The organism is Geodermatophilus sp. URMC 65 (genome assembly GCF_053502545.1).
In genome coordinates this window covers 4,903,162-4,921,714 of sequence record NZ_CP199954.1, presented here as the reverse complement: position 1 = coordinate 4,921,714, position 18,553 = coordinate 4,903,162, and the positions used below count along the sequence as shown (strand labels likewise).

Below are 18,553 nucleotides of genomic sequence, written 5' to 3'. Positions count from 1 at the left end.
TCTCAGACCTCCTCGACGGCCAGCCGCCCGGTGGACCGCTCGGCCAGCCCGACCACCACCACGGTGACGACGACCGCGGCCAGCGCGCCGACCACGACGGCGGCCGGCAGCTCCAGCGCGACGTCCACCGCAGCGACCGCGGCCGCGACGACCGGCCACCACAGCCCGCGCCGCGCCCCCCGCTTGGACATGCCCACCTCGGTGGCGGTCACCGACAGCAGGTAGACGACCACCCCGCCGGCCAGCACCAGCCGGGTGCCGGTCGGCACCTCGCCCTCGCCGCTCTGCACGACCGCCAGCTCCAGCCCCGCGCCAATGGTGGCCAGCGCCAGGGTCAGCGGCAGCTGCCCGAAGACGTACACGTCGTGCGAGTGGTCGCTGCGCTCCCCGCCCACCTCGCTGAGCAGCTGCTTGGCGCGGGCCCCGGCCAGGTCGAAGTAGCTCCACCACAGTGCCGCGGCCAGGACGAAGCCGAGCGCCGCGACCAGCAGCCCGGAGCCGGTCCAGTGGGCGGTGTGCAGCCCGTGGGCGATGCCGGCCACCGACTCGCCGAGCACCAGGATCACGAAGAGCGCGAACCGCTCGGGCAGGTGCTCGACGTGCAGCGGGACGTCGGCCGACGAGCGGGTGGCCACCAGTGGCACCAGCACCTCGACCAGGACGGCGGCGGCCCACAGGGCGAACCCGATCGGCCGCGGCACCGCGAGGGACACCGCCCACAGCAGCGCCCCGATGACGGTGCCGATCATGTACAGCCGGGCGATCGGCCGGGCACCGGCCAGGTGCCAGTACGCGCGGAGGTACTGGAGGAACAACATCGCCCGCAGCACCAGCTGGCAGCCGACGAAGACGCCGAAGTAGGTGCCGGTCGCCTCGGTGGCCGTGGCGGCCATCCCGACGACGGCGGCCATGCTGCCGAGCTTGAGCAGGCGGTAGACGACGTCGTCGTGGTCGAAGCGGTTGGCGTAGAGGGTCGAACTGACCCACGCCCACCAGACGGTGGTGAACAGCCCGGCGAACACCAGCTCCCCGTGCCAGGTCACGTCGGCACGGAAGTCGATGGCCAGCTCCGCGACGACGAGGACAAAGGCCAGGTCGAAGAAGAGCTCCAGACGGGAGGCCGTACGGTCGTCGTCGGTGCGCAGCTCCGGCGCGCGGACGAGGCCGCCGGTCAGCGTGCCGAGGAGGGATCGGGGCGAGCTGCGGTCGGTCACGACGCTCCCTGGGGACGAGCGGGTCCCCGTCGACTACCCCGGCGCGGCGTTCTCACGCGGGGTCGCCGTCAGCGCCGGAAGTCGTGCGCCTCGTCGTAGCCGTAGTCCCCGGCCGCGTCGTCCCGGCCGTCGTCCACCGGAGGGGTCTCCGGGGTCCCTCCCTGCGGCCGTGCCCGGCCGCCGGTCACCTCGTGCGCCGTGTCGTAGCCGAGGTCCCCGGTCGGTTCGCGCGGGTCGGGCTCCATGTCGGCTCCTCCTCTGCGGGTGCGCCAGGGTGCCCATGCTCGACCCCCCGGTGGGAGCGCCACAAGGACATCCGCGTGGCCCGGTCGTGCGGTCATGCCGCTCCTCTCCTCGGTGGGTGCGCACCCTGCTCTCCCCTACTGACGAGAACGCTGCTCGGTGTGTGACGGACGACGCCACCGCATTTCCACGGCGGCCGCCGCCCCCGGGGACGAGCCTCAGGACCGCTCGGTGCCGGGCTCGCCCGGGGAGGTCTCCGCCGGGGTGCCGATGACGGTGCGCACGGCGTACAGCTCGGGGAAGAACGTGCGGTCGAGGGCCCGGCGCAGGAAGCCCACCCCGGAGGAGCCGCCGGTCCCGGTCTTCGCGCCGATGGTCCGCTGCACCGTGCGCAGGTGGCGGAACCGCCAGAGCTGCCAGTTGTCCTCGACGTCGACCAGGCTCTCGCAGGCCTCGTAGACGCCCCACGGCGTGCCGGTCGACTCGTAGACCTCCCGGAAGACCGGGACCAGGTCCGGCTGGAAGGTCCACGGCCGGCGCACGTCGCGCTCCAGGACGACCGCCGGGACGGCGAGGCCGAGCCGGGCCAGCAGCCGGAGGAACTCGTCGTAGAGCGTCGGCGCCCCCAGCAGCTCCTCCAGCAGCTCCCTCGCGGCGGGCTCGCCGTCGAAGACCGCGAGCATGCCGGGGTGCTTGTCGCCGAGGACGAACTCGACCGCGCGGTACTGGTGCGACTGGAAGCCCGACGCATTGCCGAGTGCGCCGCGGAACTGGGCGTACTCGCGCGGGGTCAGGGTCGCCAGGACCGACCACTGCTCGATGAGGGTCCGCTGCACGTTCTTCACCCGGGCCAGGCACTTGAGGGCCGGCGCCAGCTCGTTCCCGGCCAGGTGCCGGCAGGCGGCACGCAGCTCGTGCAGGACGAGCTTGAGCCACAGCTCGCTGGTCTGGTGCTGGACGATGAACAGCAGCTCGTCGTGGTGCTCGGGGCTGCTGCGGGGGTGCTGGGCGGCCAGCAGGTGGTCGAGGTCCAGGTACGCGGCGTAGGTCATGGCGCCGCCGAGGTCGGTGCGGATGGCGTCCTCCAGCGGCCGCACCGATCCCGACGGGTCCGGGTCCGACGGCACCACGGCCGTCACGGTAGCCCTCAGCGGCTGCGGTAGAGGCGGGTCGTGACCGGGAGGAACACCGCGGCCAGCGCCGCGGCCACGGCCAGGGAGACCGCGATGGCGGTGCCGTCGGGAGTGCCGGCCATGAGGGAGCGGGAGGCGGTGGCCAGTACCGAGATCGGGTTGACCTCGACGAACGCCTCGAGCGGGCCGGGCAGCGTGGCCGGGTCGACGAAGACGTTGGACAGGAACGTCAGCGGGAAGATGCCCATGAACCCGGCGTTCATCACCGCGTTCGGCGAGCGCATCAGCAGCCCGAGCACCGAGAACACCCACGACAGCCCGAACGAGAAGACGACGACCAGCGCCAGCGCCGCGAGCGCTCCCCCGACCCCGCCGTCCGGCCGGTACCCCAGGGCGACGCCGACCCCGATGATCACCGTGCCGGCCACGACGTAGCGGACGCTGTCGCCCAGGAGCGACCCCAGCAGCGGCGCCGGCCGCCAGATGGGCAGCGACCGGAACCGGTCGACCACGCCCTTGGTGAGGTCGGTGTTCAGCGAGACGCCGGAGTAGACGGTGGTGAACAGCACTGACATGACCAGCAGACCCGGCAGGGTGTAGTCGAGGTAGGCGCTGGTCGAGCCGGCGATGGCGCCGCCGAACAGGTAGGTGAACAGCAGCAGGAACATCACCGGGGTGACCGTGACGTCGAGCAGCTGCTCGGGCACGTGCTTGACCTTGAGCATGCCGCGCCAGCCGAAGGTCAGCGCGGTCGACAGGCGACCGGGGCGCGGCGGCCGCGCGGTGTCGGCGATGGCCCGGCGGACGGCGGCGGTGTCGGCGGAGCCGGGTGCGCTGGTGGTGGCGGTCATGACGCCTGCTCCTCAAGGGTGGCGGTGGGCTCCGCGGCGTGCCCGGTGAGGGCCAGGAAGACCTCGTCCAGGCTGGGCTGGTCGAGGGAGAATCCGGCGACGCCGACGCCGGCGCGCCCCAGCTCACCGACGCCGACGGCCGCGCGCTCGGCGTCCGCGCAGGCGGCCGAGAGCGCGGCCGGGTCCGGCTCCAGCACCACGGTGCCGACCGCGGCCTCGAGGATGCGGGCGGCCTCCGCGCGGCGGCCGGGGTCGAGCAGCCGCACGTGCAGCGAGCCGGTGCCCACCGAGGCCTTGAGCTGGCCGGGGGTGCCCTCGGCGATGACCCGGCCGCGGTCGATGACCGCGATGCCGTCGGCCAGCTGGTCGGCCTCCTCCAGGTACTGGGTGCAGAGCAGGATCGTCGTCCCGGCGGCGGCCAGCGCCCGGGCGATCTCCCAGACCTGGTTGCGCGACCGCGGGTCCAGCCCGGTCGTCGGCTCGTCGAGGAACACCAGCTGCGGCGTGACGACGATGCTGGCCGCGATGTCCAGCCGGCGGCGCATGCCGCCGGACCAGTGCTTGACCAGCCTGCCCGCGGCGTCGGCGACGCCGAAGGCCTCCAGCAGCTCGTCGGCCCGGGCCCGGGCCGCGGCCCGGCGGTGGCCGAGCAGCCGGCCGACGAGCACCAGGTTCTCGCGGCCGGTGAGCTCCTCGTCGACCGAGGCGAGCTGACCGGTGAGGCTGACCAGACCGCGGACGGCGTCGGACTCGGTGACCACGTCGTGCCCCAGGACCCGCGCGCTGCCGGCGTCGGGTCCGACCAGCGTGGCGAGCATCCGGATCGTGGTGGTCTTCCCGGCGCCGTTGGGTCCGAGGACCCCGTAGATGGCGCCGGCGGGGACGGCGAGGTCGACGCCGGCCACCGCCCGGGTGTCCCCGAAGGACTTCTCGAGGCCGACCGCCTCGATGGCGAGCGCTGGCTGGGCTGTCATCCGGGCTCCTCAGCAGGTGGTGCGTCGCAGCGTCCTCTGCCCCTCCGACCGAATGTGCGCGCCGGACTCATCGGACCGCCACCCGATTTCCGGCCACCCGATCGTCGGACCTCACGTGCACTCGAGGTCAAGCCCCGCGGGGTCAGCCCCCGTCGTCCCCCGACTCGAAGCGGACGTCGACCTCCTGGTGCCGCACCGCTCGCTGGGCGCGCGCGGCGTCCGAGTAGACCCGCTCGTCGCCCTCGGTGAGGTCCTTGTGGTCGACGAAGGGCGTGAGCAGCGCCCGGGGGTAGAGGTGGTCGACCCGGACCACGTCGATCTCCACGCACAGCATGAGCGCGACCGCGGCCACGTAGATGAACGCGAGCAGTCCGAGCACCAGGGCGAAGACCGCGTCGACAGCGCTGGCGTTGGCCACCACCCGGGCGACGTAGACGCCGCCGAAGGACTGCAGCAGCTGCCACAGCACGGCGGCGGCCACGGCACCGGGCAGCACCTGCCGCGTGGTGAGCCGGCGCGCCGTGGTGACCCGGAACCCGAGCACGAAGACGGCGGCGTTGGCCAGCACCGAGGCGACGGTGAGCAGCACGTGCAGCCAGCCGCTGAACCCGCCGCCGTAGGCCGCCGCACCCGTGCCCAGCGCGGACAGCAGGGTGGTGGCCAGCAGGAGCAGCCCCAGGGTGAACAGCAGCAGCAGGCTGCGCCCGCGGGCGGTGATCGGGTCCGGCCGGCTGTGCCGCGGCACCGCCCACACGGTGTTCATCGCGTGCTGCATGGCCTGCCCCATGCCCAGGGCCCCGTACAGGGCGACCAGTCCGCCGACCACGATGCCGGTGACCCCGCCGCCGAGGCCCTCCGGCCGAGCCAGCTGCGGCCCGATCACCGGGAACTCGGCCAGCGCCGAGTCCAGCAGCCGCTGCTGCAGTGCCGGGTCCCCGGCCAGCACCAGCCCCAGCACGGTGGCCAGCAGGAGCAGGGTCGGGAACAGCGACAGGAAGCCGTAGTAGGTGATCAGCGCGGCGAGGAAGACGGCGTCGTCGTCCATGAACTTGTAGACCACCGCGATCGGGAACCCGGCCGCCGGGTGCCGGCGCTGGAACCGGTCGACCCGCTCCGTCCACCTCATGGCCCACCCCTGTCGCGTCGAGGGACACCCTCCTACCCCGCAGGAGGACGGTCGAGCGCGGTAGGAAGGGGACATGGCCGACCCCTTCCCCTCCCTCGCCGAGCTCGCCGCCGAGGAGGAGGAGCTGCAGTTCACCGGATTCACCAACGACGACGCCTGGGACCTCGGCTCGGCGCTGGTGGCCGCCGCGCGGCGGGACGGCGCCCCGGTGGCGGTCGACGTCAGCCGGCACGGCCACCAGCTCTTCCACGCCTCGCTGCCGGGCACCAGCCCGGACAACGACTCGTGGATCCAGCGCAAGACCCGCGTCGTCCACCGCTTCGGGCACAGCAGCCTCTACGTGCGGCAGGCCTCGATCGAGCGGGGGACGACGTTCGAGGAGGAGTTCGGCCTCGACCCCGCCCTCTACGCGGCCCACGGCGGCGCGTTCCCCGTCGTCGTCCGCTCGGTGGGGCCGGTCGGCGCGGTCGTCGTCTCCGGGCTGCCGCAGCTCGAGGACCACCGCATGGTCGTGGCCGCGCTCCGGGCGCACCTGGGCCGGTGACCGGCGTCCGGCGGCCGTACCCCGGCCGGCCGGGCCGGGTGCGGCGGACCTGGGCGCGCCACCCGCGGGGAGGGCTGGCCGTCAAGGCCGCCCTGGCCTGGCACGTGGCCGGGCTGCTGCCCCTCGACCCGGCCCAGCAGTACCCGTACTTCGCGCCGCTGGGCGCGGTGATCGCGACGTCGACGACGCTGTCCGGCTCGGTGCGGGGGTCGATCCAGTCGGTCGCCGCGATCGCCCTCGGCGCCGCTCTCGCCCTCGGGGTCTCGGCCGTGCTCGGGGACGGCTTCGGGGCCCTCGCCGTGATGGTCGCCGCCAGCGTGCTGCTGGCCGGCTGGCGGCGCCTGGGCAGCTCCGGCAGCTGGACGGCGACCTCGGCGCTGTTCGTGCTCGTCCTCGGCACGCAGGACTCCGGCTTCGTCGTGGCCTACACGGGGCTGACCGCCGTCGGTGCGGTCATCGGCCTCGCGGTCACCGCCGCCTCCCCGCCGCTGCCGCTCGCGCCGGCCGCCGAGCAGCTGCGGGCGCTGCGCGACACGCTCGCCGGTCAGCTCGAGGACCTCGCCGACGGGCTGCAGCAAGAGCACCCGCCCACCGAGGACGAGTGGCGGCGGCGCACGCACCGGATCGACCCGGTGCTCGTGCAGATGCGGGAGGCGGTGCAGCAGGCCGCCGAGGCGCGCCGGGGCAACCGCCGGGCCCGCCACCACCGCGCCGCCGCGGAGGCGCAGTACCGGCAGGCCCGGGCGCTGGAGCGGCTGAGCCTGATGGTCGAGCAGCTGACCCAGGTGATCGCCGAGACGGAGCGGGCCGAGTTCGAGCGGGTCGCGCTCGGCCCCGCGCTGCGCCCGTCCGCAGCCCGCACCCTCGCCGCGCTGGCCGCCGCGCTGCGCTCGGTGGAGGACGCGGCGGCCGACCCCGGTGCCCCGAGCCGGGCGCGGGCGTGCCTGCACGAGTTCGCCGACGCGGTCCGCCGGGCGCGGGCCACCACCGCCGACGACCTGTTCGTGGCGGGGGACGTCGTCCAGACCGTGCGCCGCTCGCTGGACGCCCTCCCGGCGCGGGAGCCCGCCGGCTGGGCTCAGGCGCGGCCCAGCCGGGCGAGCACGCGCGTCGTGCGGTCGGCGTCGGCGGGCGGCTGGACCGCGGGCCGGCAGATGCCCTCCATGTACAGCGCGTCGCCGAACGCGTCCGCCCCGGACTCGACGCGGCCCAGCTCGGCGTCGGTGAGCGCGGGGTCGGCGCCGACCGACCGGGCGACGTCCCAGCGGTGCACGACCATGTCCCACACGTAGAACTGCTCGAGGGTCGCACCGACCGTCGTGGGGCCGAAGAACCCGTCGTACGCCTGCTCCGCGACGGCCGGGTCGGCGACCGCCGCCGCGACCCGCGCGGCGTGGGCCCGCCACGCCGCCGCCGGGTCGGCGTCGACGTCCGGCTCCGCCCCGAGGTCGACGCCGCGCTCGGTGAGGAACTCCCGCTGGGTCTGCACGAGGTGCCGGACGACGTCGCGCACGGTCCACCCCTCGCAGGTCGAGGGCCGGTCCCACGCGTCGGCCGGGACCGCGTCGAGGACGGCGGTGAGCGGGCGGTCGGCCGCGGCGTGGGCGGTGGCGATCGAGCTGCGGGGTGAGGTCGTCGGTGAGGTCATGGCCGGGACGGTAGGGAGCCGGGCAGGGTGGGGTCTTGATGGAACCCGACACCGCCCCGCGGCCCCTGGACCACGTCGAGCGCGCGCACCTGCGCTCCCCAGGCGACGCCTCCCACGTGATGTACCGCTACGACGCGGCGCCGGAGTTCGCCGGCCTGCTGGAGCGCTTCTGGATCCCGGTCTGGTCCGTGCCACCCGGCCGGGAGGCGCCGCAGCAGGTGCTGCAGTACCCGGTCACGCTGCTCGTCGTCTCCGCCGCCTACGCCCGCTTCTACGGCGTCGTGTCCGGCCTGTCGACCACCACGCTGACCAGTGACGGCTGGGCGGTCGGGGTCATGTGCGCCCCCGCCGCCGGCGCGCTCGTCGCCCGCGGCTCGGTGGCCCCGTACACCGACCGCTCCGTCGACCTGGCCGACGTGCTCGGTGCCGACGGCGAGCGGCTGACCGCGCGGGTGCGGGCGGCGATGGCTCCCGACCCGGCGTCCCCCGCCGCGCACCGGACGGCGATGGCCGCCTTCGGGGATGCGCTGCGGCCGCTGCTGCCCGTCGACGCCGAGGGCGAGCTGGTCAACCGGGTGGTGGCCTTCGTGGAGGGCGACGGCGAGGTCACCCGGGTGGCCCAGGTCTGCGCGGGGTTCGACCTGTCCGAGCGGGCGCTGCAGCGGCTGGTGCGGCGCCGGCTCGGACTGACGCCGAAGTGGCTCATCCAGCGCCGCCGGCTGCAGGAGGCCGCCGAGCGCCTCCGCGATCGGGACACGACCCTCGCCGAGGTCTCGGCGCTGCTCGGGTACGCCGACCAGCCCCACTTCAGCCGCGACTTCGCCCGGGTCACCGGCATGACGCCGGGCGCGTTCGCGGCCCGCTACGCCGGCTGATCGCCGGCGGCGGCCACCTCCGCGGAGATCGCCGCCGCCGGCTCCCCGCGCACCCGCGTCACCAGCGCCGGCACGACCTCGGCACCGGCGGTGCCGGCCGCCGCGCAGCCGAGCACGACCAGCCAGGCCAGCGGGTCCAGCGGCGTGCAGCCGAAGAAGCGGCTGAGCCCCGGCGTCTGGACGACGGCGGCCAGGACGGCGAGCGAGCCCGCGGCGGTGACCAGCACCAGCGGGCTGCGCCGGCCGGCCCACGCGGTCTGCCCCAGCTGGGTGGTGATCAACGCGGCCAGGCCCATCGTCCCGGCCCGGCCGCGGAGGCCGGTGAGCCGCCCGGTGGCCCAGGCGGCGGTCGCGCCGGCGGTGGTGGCCGCCCCGCGCACCAGCACCATCCGGCGCACCTCCCGCGCGAAGCCCCGCTGCGGCCCGGCCTCGAGCACCGCGGCCAGCGGGTGGCCGGCCAGCGGGCCGTCGTCCCCGCCGGGTGCGGCGCCGCGCGGCGCGGCCACGGCGACGGCCAGCGCCGGGAACATGTCGGTGAGCAGGTTGACCAGCAGCAGCTGCCGCGTGTTGATCGGCGCCCGCCCGCCGAACGCGGTGCCGAGCACGGTGAACGCCACCTCGCCGGCGTTGCCGCCGACCAGCACCGAGACGGCGTCCGTCACCCGCGACCACATCGCCCGGCCCTCGCCGATCGCGTCGACCAGCCGGGTCAGGTCCAGGTCGGTGAGCACGAGGTCGGCAGCGGCACGGGCGGCGGGCGACTCGGCCCCGGAGACCCCCACCCCGACGTCGGCCAGCCGGATCGCCGCGGCGTCGTTCACGCCGTCGCCGGTCATCGCCAGGGTCGCCCCGGCCCGGCGCAGGGCGGCGACCAGCGACACCTTCTGCTCGGGCGACAGTCGGGCGAACACCGTCGTCTCGCGCACCATGCGGGCCCGCTCGGACTCCGAGGCGCGGGCGAACTGCGCGCCGGTCACGACCTGGTCGGCACCGGGGACGCCGGCCTGGGCGGCGATGGCGCGGGCGGTCTCCGGGTGGTCGCCGGTGGCCACGATCACCCGGACGCCGGCTGCCCGGAGCTGCTCGACCGCCGCGACCGAGGAGCCGCGCACCGTGTCGGCCAGCCCGACCAGCCCGCGCAGCGTGAGGTCGCGGGCCCCCTCCTCCAGGTCGTCCGCGCCGCCGTCCCACTCCCGGTCGGCGACGGCCAGCACCCGCAGCCCCTCCGCGGCGAGCTCCTGGACCCGCCCGGTGAGGTCTCCGGCGTCCCGGCAGCGGCCGGCCACCACCTCGGGCGCGCCCTTGACCACGAGCCGGCCCTCGCGCACGGCCGCGGAGAAGCCGCGCCCGGCAGCGAACGGCAGGCTCTCCCCCGCGTCGCCGTCGGGGCACACACCGCGCTCCTCGGCGGCCTCCACGACCGCGCGGTCGGTCTCGTGCGCCCGGTCGTCGCCGTTGCCGACACCGGCCGCGACCAGCCGCAGCAGTCCCTCCTCGTCGAGCTCCCCGTCCAGGGGGGCCAGGCCGGCCACCCGCAGCCGGTTCTCCGTCAGCGTCCCGGTCTTGTCGAAGCAGACGGTGTCCACCCGGCCGAGGGCCTCGAGCACCCGGGCGCTGCGGACGACGGCGCCCCGCCGCGACAGCCGCCGGGCCGCGGCCTGCTGCGCCACGGTGGCCACCAGCGGCAGGCCCTCCGGCACCGCGGCGACCGCGACGGCCACGCCGTCCCGGACGGCGTCCCGCAGCGGGCGGCGCCACAGCACCCCGAGGGCGGTCACCGCCGCGCCGCCGGCCAGGGTCAGCGGCAGCACCGAGCGGGTCAGCTCCCCCAGCCGGGCCTGCACGCCGGCGGGGGGTGCGGCGCCGCCGGCGGCCCGGGCCGCGCGGCCGGCCTGGGTGGCGTCGCCGACCGCGACGACGGCGGCCCGGCCGCGCCCGGCCACCACGGTCGTGCCGTCGAAGAGCATGCAGGTGCGGTCGGCGACCTCGGCCCCCGGCGTGGCCGGCACCGACTTGCCCACCGACAGGGACTCCCCGGTCAGGTTGGACTCGTCGACCTCGAGGTCGACCGCCTCCAGCAGGCGGGCGTCGCAGGGGAGCACGTCACCGGGCTCGACCACGACGACGTCCCCCACCCGCAGTGCGCTGCCGGGCACCTCCTCGCGGCCGCCGTCGGTCTCCCGGTGGACGACGACGTCCTGCTCGAGCAGCAGCGACTCCAGCGCCGTCTCCGCGCGCAGCCGCTGCAGGCCACTGACCAGCGAGTTGGCGACCGTGACGCTACCGACGAGGACCGCGTCGGTGGCCTCGCCGAGCACCGCGGTGGCCGCGGCGCCGGTGCCGAGGACGGGGGTCAGCGGGTCGGCCAGCTCGGCGGCGACGGTGCGGACGAACCGGGACGGCCCCCGCACCAGCGGGTGCGCCCGGACCCGGCGGAGGCGGACCGGCCGCGCGTCCTCCGCGCCCGGGAGCTCGGCCACGCGGCGCAGCACGTCGTCGGGGTCCAGCGCGTGCCAGGGCGTGTGCACCGTGGGGGGCGGGACCGGGCGGCCGGCGGCCCGGAAGGCGGCCCAGGTGCCGCCCAGCATCGCGACGGTGGTGGCCGTCTTCCCGGGCGTGGTGGACCTGCGCTGCCCGTACCGCTCGCTGCCGACGGCGGCGAGCAGCGCGCCGAGGACGTTGCCGGTGAGCGCCGCCTGCACCGAGCGTCGGCTCACGGTGCGGGCCGCCCCCGTCGCCGCGACCAGCCGGCAGGCGTCGGCGAGCCCCGGCGGGGTGACCAGGTCGGCGCCCCACGCCGGCGCCCGGCCGGGCCGGACGGGGGCGACGGCGACGTCGGCGGCCAGCAGGGCGGGGCCGTCGGTGTCGCTGACCAGCAGGACGCCGCGCCCGTCGTCCTGCAGCCGGCGCACCGTCTCCACCAGCGCCTCGTCCGCGGGTGCCACCTCGTCGGCCGCCGCGGCCACCTCACGCGTGCCGGCGTGCGCGGTGAGCACCAGCCGGGCGCCGGCCGTCGCGGCGGTGGTCAGCAGGGCCTCGGCGTGCGGGTCCAGCTCGCGGGCGACGGTCGCCGTGCCCACCCGGTGCCGGCCCTCGTACAGCGGCCGGACCTCGGCCCCGGGGGCGTCTCCGGCAGCCCCGGGCGGCCCGAGCCGCACGCCGTCGTCCGGCTCGTCGCCCTCGAGCGCGCCGACCAGCCGGGCGGCGGCCGTCCAGACCCGGGCGTCGTCCCACCCGTCGGCCTCCGCGGTGGCCTCCAGCACCACCGGCGGGCCGGTGCACAGCGCGTCCCCGTCGACCACGACGGTGTCCACCCGGTCCAGCCGCCGGTAGGCCGAGCCGTCCATCGGCAGCACGTTGCGGCGGCACAGCAGCAGGTCCAGCGTCGTGGTGAACGCCGCCCGCCCGTGGAAGGCGGCCTTCGGGTTCAGCGCCTTGAGCAGGTCGGCCGAGCGGCCGGGGCGCCCGGTGAGCGCCAGCAGGCCGAGCGCGGCGGCGAGCTCGGTGGGGGCCAGCCGATCGGTGTAGGACTCGACCGGGCCGGGTGGCAGGGGGCACGGCCGCGGTCCCGGGGGCGTCAGCGGCTCCCGCTCGCCGTCGTCCGGCTCCGGGCGGCACAGCTCCCACTCGCGGCGCCGCCACACCTGCCGGTGGGCGCGCATCTCCAGGACCTCCTGGAGCGCGGCGGCGGCATTGAGCGCCGGCACCGTGGGGCTCTGGGTGAGCGCGTGCAGCAGCGCACTGACGCCGGAGAAGACCAGTTCCGTGCCGGTCGGGCCCACGCGCCGGTACAGCTCCCGCTTGAGCCACGTCTGGGACTCCAGCAGCGCGACGGCGAGGGTCGCGTGGCGGGTGAGCGCCGGGACCGGCAGCAGCTTCCCCGCGTAGGCGACACCGACGGCCGCGAGGTCGATGCCGGCAGCCGCGAGCGCGGCCAGCAGCGGCTCCAGGTCGGCCGGGTGGTCCTCCCGTGCCGGGAGCAGACCCTGCCCGCCGCGGGCCTTCTCGATGGCGGTCACCGTGCCGACGAGGTCCTCGGCGGTGATCCGCCGCTCGTCGAAGGCGACCAGGACCCGCCCCACGACGTCGTTGACGGTCGCCCACTCCACGCCCTCGAGCCGTTCGAGGTGCCGGCGGAGCGCGGTGCGGACCTCCGGGGTCTCCTGCGCATCCGGTGCGAGGAGCTCGACCTGCACCCGGCCGCGGTCGGCCCAGACCCGGCGGGTGTGCCGCGCCGGCGGGGGCTCGAGCATCCCCCGCGCGGCGTCCACCAGGTCGTGCAACCGCCCGTCGGGCAGCGGGTCGGCGCCGGTGACCAGGGTGCCGACGGCGCGGGTGCCCGTGACCGCGGCCGCGTGGGCGAGGGACAGTGACGAGCGGGCGGCCCCCTGCACCAGCCCGGCGGTGCCACCGACGAGCCCGGCCGTGACCCCCGCGCCGGCCACCACGCCGGCACCGGCCAGGGCCGCGGCCGCGCCGAGCGCGCCGCCGATCCGGCGTCTGAGGGCCATCGCTCCTCCGGAACTCGGTCTCCCGGAACCAGGGTGGCTGCGGACGCTACGCCGGTCGACGCGTGTCCGCGCCCCGAGGCGTCGTCATCCCGCGCCGAGCCAGTCCACGGCCGCCACGGCCACCTCGTGCGGGACGGCGTGCCCGCCGGCGAACTCCTGGTAGGTGACGTCGTAGCCGTCGTCGCGGAGGGCCGGCACGATCCGCCGGCTGGTCTGCTCGACGGGCAGGACCTCGTCGGCGTCGCCGTGCGACACGAACACCGCCGGCCGCCCCTCCCGCGACACCCCGGGCACGAAGCCCGGGGAGAAGGCCACCACCCGCGTGAACAGGTCCCCGTTGGCCAGGCCGAGCCCCAGCGCGCAGGAGGCGCCGTCGGAGAACCCGGTGACGGCGGTGCGCCCCGGGTCGACCGGCACGGTCGAGAAGACGTGGGCCAGGGCCCGGTGCAGCAGGGCGGCGTCCTCACCGGAGCGGCCGGTGACCGCGTCCCACGTCGACCCGCGGGAGGCCGGCGCGAGGACGAGCAGGCCCCGCTCGTCGGCCAGGCCGCCGAGGATGGCGAGTCCGGTGTCGGCGTTCCCGCCCGCCCCGTGCAGGGCGACCACGAGCGGCACCGCGCTGCCCGCTGCGAGCCCGGGCGGCACGTGCAGCAACGGCACCCGCTCGACCCCCAGGTCCAGCGGCTGCGTCCCCGGCGCGGGCGGCGCGGTGGGCAGCTCCGGCTGCGGGCGGGCGGTGAGCCGCGCGACCGTCCCCGTGCTGCCGGGGGACCCCGGCAGCTGCACCCCGCAGCCGGCGAGGCCACCCGCACCGGCGAGCGCCGCAGCGGCGCCGAGCAGGCGCCGGCGGGTCCAGCCGGGGCCCGGGGACGCCACCGTCAGCCGCCGTCCAGGGCCGCCCAGAAGGCCGCGCGGACGCCGTCGGCACCCCAGGCGTTGGGCTCGATGAGGGAGCAGAACCACAGGTCCCGCTGCTCCGGCCGGGCCTCGTGGCGCCGGGGGTCGCCCGCCGCCAGCCCGTGGCCGCGGAACAGCTCGGCGATCTCGGCCACCGCGGCGCCGTGCCGGGCCGCTCCCCGGCGAAGGGCGTCGTTGAGCTCGGCGATCAGCGCGACGGCGTCCGGCCAGGGCGGCAGGCCCAGCCGCGCCGCGTCGCCGGTGCCGTCACTGGGGTCGTACACCGTGCCCACGACGACGCGGCCGTCCGGCGCCAGCGCCTCGCCGATGGCGACCAGTGCCCGGTCGAGCGCGGCCGCGACCCTGGCGACGACCGCACGGGCGGCCGCGGTGTCCCCGTAGGCGCCGAGGAGGTCGTTCCCGCCGATGGTCAGCGTGACCAGCGAGGGCCGGGCGGGCAGCGCGGCGAGCCGGGGCAGCTGGCGGTCCAGCAGCGTGCCGGTCGTCGCGCCGTCGGTCGCCAGCAACGCGAACGCCGTCCCGGGCGCGGTGCTGCGCAGGTCGCGCCCGCGCCAGTCCGGGAAGTCGTCGTCCCGGTTGGCGTACAGCAGGCTGGCCCCGCCGCAGCCCGGGCCGCCGGAGTAGTCGTCGATCGAGATCGAGTCGCCGAGCGCGACGTACCCTCCAGCGCCGATCACCCCGTCATGGTGCGCCAGGAGCCGGCCGGCCGCGCACCGGCTGCGCCGGGTCCGCGCCGGCGGGGAGCTGGTCCCCGCAGGGGGTCCGGGGAGACCGGACGACGTCCGGCGCCCGGTGCAGGAGGAGCCCGTCCGAGCCCGGCCGGGAGGCGCGGCGTGCCCGGGGTGGGCTACATCGCCCCGTGTCCGCGGGCGGCCGCACCGCGGCGCTGGCTACCGTGGTAGGGCATCGGCGGGCCGAACGCGGAGGGACGAGCAGGTGGACACGGCGCTACCGCACGGAGTCGTCCCGGCGCCCGGCCCGCGCTACGTGCACGACGCGCTCTTCTACTCCTCCCCCGACGAACTGGTCGAGGCCACGGTTCCCTTCGTCCAGGAGGGCCTGGCCGCGGGTGACGCCGTCGTCGTCACCGCCTCCCCCGCCACCGCCGACGTCGTCCGGACGGCCGTGGACGACGACCGGGTCAGGGTCCTGGCGTGGACCGAGGCCTACGCGCAGCGCACGCCCGCGGCGGTCACCGCGTTCCGCCGGCTGGCCGACGAACTCACCGCCACCGGCGCGCGCCGCGTCCGGGTGGTCGGCGAGACCGACTTCGGGCGCACCGAGCGCGAGCAGCTGGAGTGGCAGCGCTACGAGGCCGTGGTGAACCGCGCCCTCGCCGACCGGCCGCTGTGGGGGCTGTGCATCTTCGACACCACGCGGCTGCCCGAGCCGGTGCTCGAGTCGGTCGCCCGCACCCACCCGACCGTCGTCGCCGGCCGCTCCCGGACGCCCAATCCCCGCTTCGTCGACCCGGCCGCGTACCTGCGCGGTCTGCCGGTGCCCGATGAGCCGCTGCAGTCCGGCGTCCCGCGGCTGGCGGTGGACGACGTCGCCGACCCGATCGCGCTGCGGCACGCCGTCGCCGCCGAGCTGGCCGCGGTCGGGGGCCCGCGCGAGGTGGTCGAGGACTTCCTCCTGGCCGTCGACGAGACGACCTCCAACGCCGTCCGGCACGGCGCGCCGCCGGTGGGCCTGCGGCTGTGGACGTCGGCCGACCGGGTCGTGTGCGCCGTCACCGACCACGGCCGGGGCCTGGACGACCCGTTCGCCGGCTACGGCCCGGCTCACGGCCAGGACCTCTCCCGCGGCGGCATGGGCGTGTGGCTGGCCCGCCAGCTGTGCGACCACGTGGACATCAGCTCCGGCCCGGACGGCGTCACGGTGCGGCTGACGACCGCGCTGCGCTGAGCCCGGCCTGGGAGGCTGTCGGCGTGAACCCTCCCCAGTACAGCGTCCTGGAGTACACGCTGGCCGACGACTACCTGGAGCGCCGGGAGGCGCTGCGGGCCGACCACCTGGCGCTCCTCCGAGCCGCCCACGAGCGCGGGGAGCTGCTCATGGCCGGCGCGCTGCCCGACCCGCACGACCGCGCGCTGCTGGTGTGGACGGCGCCGCGCGAGGTGGTGGAGCGCTTCGTCGAGTCCGACCCCTACGTCGTCCAGGGGCTGGTGACCGGCTGGACGATCCGGCCGTGGACCGTCGTCGTCGGCTGACGCGGCCGGGAGCATCGCAGCGCGCGGAGCGAGCCGACAGCGAGTGAGCATCGCAGCGCGCGGAGCGAGCCGACAGCGAGTGAGCATCGCAGCGCGCGGAGCGAGCCGACAGCGAGTGAGCATCGCAGCGAGCGCCAGCGAGCGAGGAGCGGACCGGCCGGGTCGACCGACCCGGTCACGTCGTCATCGGGGCTGCACCAGGATCTTGACGTTCTCCTCCTTGTTGTCGATCAGCTCGCGGAACCCCTGCTCGACGATGTCATCGAGGCCGATCCGCCCGGTGATGAACTGGAACGGGTCGACCCGGCCGGAGGCCACCATCTCGATCGTCGCCGGGTGGTCATGCGCGTAGGCGAGGCTGCCGAGCACGCTGACCTCGCGGAACACCAGGTCGTTCATCGCGACCCGGGCCTCGTGCCCCCAGATCGCCACGTTGACGCAGGTGCCGCCGGCACGGGTGGAGCGGATGGCCGTCGCCAGCACCTGGTCGACGCCGGCGCACTCGAAGGTGACGTCGGCGCCGCGGCCCTTCGTCAGCTCCTCCACGGCCTCGACGACGTCGACCGACCGCGGGTCGAGCACGGTGGCCGCGCCGGCGCCCGCCGCCTTCTGCTTGCGCGCCTCGGCAGGCTCCACCACGACCACCTGCTCCACGCCGGCGGCGGTCAGCGCCGCGGTGGTCACCAGCCCGATGGGACCGGCCCCGAACACCACCGCCGCGTGCCCCGGCCGGGCGCCGGAGAGCCGGACGGCGTGGTACGCGACGGCGAGCGGCTCGACGAGCGCCCCGACGTCCGTGCCGAGGTCGCCGAGCGGGTGGATCCACCGGCGCTCGGCCACGACGTACCGGGAGAAGCCCCCGCCGCCACCGGAGAGCCCCACGAAGCCGAGGGTGCGGCAGACGTTGTACCGACCCTGCTGGCAGGCGTCGCAGCGGCCGCAGACGACGTAGGGCTCCACGACCACCCGGTCGCCCACCCGCACGTCGTCCACCCCGGGCCCGACCTCCGCCACCACGCCGGCGAACTCGTGGCCGAGGGTCACCGGCATGCTCTCGCCGGTCAGCGGGTGCGGCGCCCCGGCCGTGGGCACGAAGATCGGGCCCTCGAGGTACTCGTGCAGGTCGGTGCCGCAGATGCCGCACCACTCGACCTCGACGGCGACCGTGCCGGGGCGCACCTGGGGGTCCGGGACCTCCTCGACCCGGATGTCGCCGCGACCGTGGAACCGGGCTGCCTGCATGGCGTCGTCTCCGTCCGTCGGTGGACCTCCGCGCGGGAGGCTGCCGACAGGACACCGCGAGGCGCCCGGTCCCCGGGAGCGTTGCAGCCGGTTGCACCCTGCCCCGTCCCCTGACCCGCCCTGAGCCCGGTGACGGACTGGAAGGGCCACCCTTCAGGGGCCCGCGCCGAGCCTCCGAGGCGTGGGGCGGAGGGTGGTCCTCTCTCAGTTGAACAGCCGGCCCAGCACGCCCTTGGCCGTCGCCCCGACTCGGTAGGACTGCACCAGCCACGAGTTGCAGACGATGTTCGCGCCGGCCAGCGCGGGCACGAGGAACTGCGTCACCCGCTGCCGGCTCTGCCACTTGGCGATCTCCGGCGGGGTGTTCTGGGTCGGCAGGGTGGCGTCCTTGACCTCCACCTGCTCACCGCGGCGCGCCGCCTCCTCGGCGGCCTTGCCGATGCGGCTGCCGGTGTAGGCGGCGTAGGCGGTGGCGCCCGCGCCGGCCACGGCCAGCCCGGCCTTGAGCGCGCCCACGGTGCCGAAGCCCTTCTGCAGGGCGATCCGGCGGCCGCCGACCTGGGTGAGCCGCAGCCCGGCCAGCAGCGTGGCGGCGATGCCGCCGAACTGCGCGGGCTGGTACCGGCTCCATGCCGACCCGGCCACCCGGATGCGGTCGAGGCCCTGGGAGAGGTCCTGGCCGGACTTGTTCACGCCGGCGATGCCCATCACCGCCCCGCCGAACCACAGGGCCGAGCCCAGGTCGTGCACCGCCTGCGCCACGACGTGGTTGTCGCTGCTCGACGTCATCGTTCCTCCTCCGGTCGGGTCTCCCCGTGCGAGTGGCCGCCCCTACCCGGACCCGCGCCCGGGTAACGGGACACGCCCGCCGACCTCGGCGACACGCCGCGGGAGTGCCGGGCCGGGGATGGGAGCGGTCACCGGTGGGTATGTCCAGCCGTGCGACCGGAGTCCGGCCAGTCGGACTCCGGTCGGAGTCCCCAGCGGAGTTCCCATGTCACCCGCCGTCGGCACCGTGTCCGCGATCGACCGGCTGGTCATCGGGGCCCACCGCGACCTCG

Annotated in this window: 16 protein-coding genes and 1 pseudogene; 5 read left to right on the top strand and 12 right to left on the bottom strand. The window is 76.3% G+C overall.

The annotated features are described in order from the left end of the window. Window positions 1-2: 2 nt before the first annotated feature. The 6 genes from ACWIX7_RS23810 to ACWIX7_RS23785 form a co-directional block, all read right to left on the bottom strand. Entirely contained in the window at window positions 3-1,214 is a 1,212-nt protein-coding gene (locus ACWIX7_RS23810) for a low temperature requirement protein A (protein ID WP_448618873.1), read from the bottom strand. A gap of 68 nt (window positions 1,215-1,282) precedes the next feature. Continuing rightward, window positions 1,283-1,459, bottom strand: coding sequence for a hypothetical protein (locus ACWIX7_RS23805; RefSeq protein WP_448618872.1), 177 nt, complete (start codon window positions 1,457-1,459; stop codon window positions 1,283-1,285). 216 nt (window positions 1,460-1,675) lie between these two features. Beyond that, window positions 1,676-2,587, bottom strand: coding sequence for a tryptophan 2,3-dioxygenase (locus ACWIX7_RS23800; RefSeq protein ID WP_448618871.1), 912 nt, complete (start codon window positions 2,585-2,587; stop codon window positions 1,676-1,678). 17 nt (window positions 2,588-2,604) lie between these two features. After that, window positions 2,605-3,441 (bottom strand): ABC transporter permease, encoded by an 837-nt coding sequence (locus ACWIX7_RS23795; protein WP_448618870.1) that lies wholly within the window; start codon window positions 3,439-3,441, stop codon window positions 2,605-2,607. Next, window positions 3,438-4,415, bottom strand: a complete 978-nt coding sequence (locus tag ACWIX7_RS23790; RefSeq protein WP_448618869.1) for an ATP-binding cassette domain-containing protein — start codon at window positions 4,413-4,415, stop codon at window positions 3,438-3,440. Before ACWIX7_RS23790 ends, ACWIX7_RS23795 begins: the two co-directional genes overlap by 4 nt. 142 nt (window positions 4,416-4,557) lie before the next feature. Continuing rightward, the gene (locus tag ACWIX7_RS23785) at window positions 4,558-5,541 is read right to left on the bottom strand and encodes a YihY/virulence factor BrkB family protein (protein WP_448618868.1); all 984 of its coding nucleotides are present in this window, start codon (window positions 5,539-5,541) and stop codon (window positions 4,558-4,560) included. Window positions 5,542-5,614: 73 nt separating this feature from the next. Between ACWIX7_RS23785 and ACWIX7_RS23780 the strand changes: the two genes are divergently transcribed. Next, complete coding sequence (locus ACWIX7_RS23780) at window positions 5,615-6,085, top strand: heme-degrading domain-containing protein (RefSeq protein ID WP_448618867.1); 471 nt, start codon at window positions 5,615-5,617, stop codon at window positions 6,083-6,085. Further along, a pseudogene (locus ACWIX7_RS23775) lies at window positions 6,082-6,543 on the top strand (FUSC family protein); the annotation flags it as partial. The gene ACWIX7_RS23780 and the pseudogene ACWIX7_RS23775, both read left to right, overlap by 4 nt. A gap of 620 nt (window positions 6,544-7,163) precedes the next feature. Here the strand turns inward: ACWIX7_RS23775 and ACWIX7_RS23770 are convergent. After that, complete coding sequence (locus tag ACWIX7_RS23770; RefSeq protein WP_448618866.1) at window positions 7,164-7,733, bottom strand: TIGR03086 family metal-binding protein; 570 nt, start codon at window positions 7,731-7,733, stop codon at window positions 7,164-7,166. 38 nt (window positions 7,734-7,771) lie between these two features. Between ACWIX7_RS23770 and ACWIX7_RS23765 the strand changes: the two genes are divergently transcribed. Further along, window positions 7,772-8,608 (top strand): helix-turn-helix domain-containing protein, encoded by an 837-nt coding sequence (locus tag ACWIX7_RS23765; RefSeq protein ID WP_448618865.1) that lies wholly within the window; start codon window positions 7,772-7,774, stop codon window positions 8,606-8,608. Here ACWIX7_RS23765 and ACWIX7_RS23760 read toward each other — a convergent pair. The 3 genes from ACWIX7_RS23760 to ACWIX7_RS23750 form a co-directional block, all read right to left on the bottom strand. Next, the gene (locus tag ACWIX7_RS23760; RefSeq protein WP_448618864.1) at window positions 8,596-13,119 is read right to left on the bottom strand and encodes an HAD-IC family P-type ATPase; all 4,524 of its coding nucleotides are present in this window, start codon (window positions 13,117-13,119) and stop codon (window positions 8,596-8,598) included. The two genes, ACWIX7_RS23765 and ACWIX7_RS23760, sit on opposite strands and share 13 nt — an antisense overlap. Window positions 13,120-13,203: 84 nt before the next feature. Next, window positions 13,204-13,995 carry an alpha/beta hydrolase gene (locus tag ACWIX7_RS23755; RefSeq protein ID WP_448618863.1) on the bottom strand — a complete coding sequence of 264 codons (792 nt, stop codon included), beginning with the start codon at window positions 13,993-13,995 and terminating at the stop codon, window positions 13,204-13,206. Window positions 13,996-13,997: 2 nt separating this feature from the next. Further along, window positions 13,998-14,714: an SGNH/GDSL hydrolase family protein gene (locus ACWIX7_RS23750; RefSeq protein ID WP_448618862.1), complete on the bottom strand. Its 717-nt coding sequence runs from the start codon at window positions 14,712-14,714 to the stop codon at window positions 13,998-14,000. 259 nt (window positions 14,715-14,973) lie between these two features. Between ACWIX7_RS23750 and ACWIX7_RS23745 the strand changes: the two genes are divergently transcribed. Next, on the top strand, window positions 14,974-15,945 hold the full coding sequence (locus ACWIX7_RS23745) for an anti-sigma factor RsbA family regulatory protein (protein ID WP_448618861.1): 972 nt from the start codon (window positions 14,974-14,976) through the stop codon (window positions 15,943-15,945). 23 nt (window positions 15,946-15,968) lie between these two features. Further along, window positions 15,969-16,250, top strand: a complete 282-nt coding sequence (locus ACWIX7_RS23740) for a YciI-like protein (protein ID WP_448618860.1) — start codon at window positions 15,969-15,971, stop codon at window positions 16,248-16,250. A 183-nt stretch (window positions 16,251-16,433) separates the two neighbouring features. Here the strand turns inward: ACWIX7_RS23740 and ACWIX7_RS23735 are convergent, their stop codons facing one another. Then, the gene (locus ACWIX7_RS23735) at window positions 16,434-17,492 is read right to left on the bottom strand and encodes a 2,3-butanediol dehydrogenase (RefSeq protein ID WP_448618859.1); all 1,059 of its coding nucleotides are present in this window, start codon (window positions 17,490-17,492) and stop codon (window positions 16,434-16,436) included. Between the two features lie 204 nt (window positions 17,493-17,696). Next, window positions 17,697-18,281, bottom strand: a complete 585-nt coding sequence (locus tag ACWIX7_RS23730; protein WP_448618858.1) for a hypothetical protein — start codon at window positions 18,279-18,281, stop codon at window positions 17,697-17,699. Between the last annotated feature and the right edge of the window lie 272 nt (window positions 18,282-18,553).

Bases quoted from the DNA above. Each gene is read 5' to 3' on its own strand.
- ACWIX7_RS23760 (WP_448618864.1), bottom strand. From the start codon at position 13,119: ATGGCCCTCAGACGCCGGATCGGCGGCGCGCTCGGCGCGGCCGCGGCC.
- ACWIX7_RS23765 (WP_448618865.1), top strand. From the start codon at position 7,772: ATGGAACCCGACACCGCCCCGCGGCCCCTGGACCACGTCGAGCGCGCG.
- ACWIX7_RS23785 (WP_448618868.1), bottom strand. From the start codon at position 5,541: ATGAGGTGGACGGAGCGGGTCGACCGGTTCCAGCGCCGGCACCCGGCG.
- ACWIX7_RS23770 (WP_448618866.1), bottom strand. From the start codon at position 7,733: ATGACCTCACCGACGACCTCACCCCGCAGCTCGATCGCCACCGCCCAC.
- ACWIX7_RS23795 (WP_448618870.1), bottom strand. From the start codon at position 3,441: ATGACCGCCACCACCAGCGCACCCGGCTCCGCCGACACCGCCGCCGTC.
- ACWIX7_RS23730 (WP_448618858.1), bottom strand. From the start codon at position 18,281: ATGACGTCGAGCAGCGACAACCACGTCGTGGCGCAGGCGGTGCACGAC.
- ACWIX7_RS23790 (WP_448618869.1), bottom strand. From the start codon at position 4,415: ATGACAGCCCAGCCAGCGCTCGCCATCGAGGCGGTCGGCCTCGAGAAG.
- ACWIX7_RS23805 (WP_448618872.1), bottom strand. From the start codon at position 1,459: ATGGAGCCCGACCCGCGCGAACCGACCGGGGACCTCGGCTACGACACG.
- ACWIX7_RS23735 (WP_448618859.1), bottom strand. From the start codon at position 17,492: ATGCAGGCAGCCCGGTTCCACGGTCGCGGCGACATCCGGGTCGAGGAG.
- ACWIX7_RS23780 (WP_448618867.1), top strand. From the start codon at position 5,615: ATGGCCGACCCCTTCCCCTCCCTCGCCGAGCTCGCCGCCGAGGAGGAG.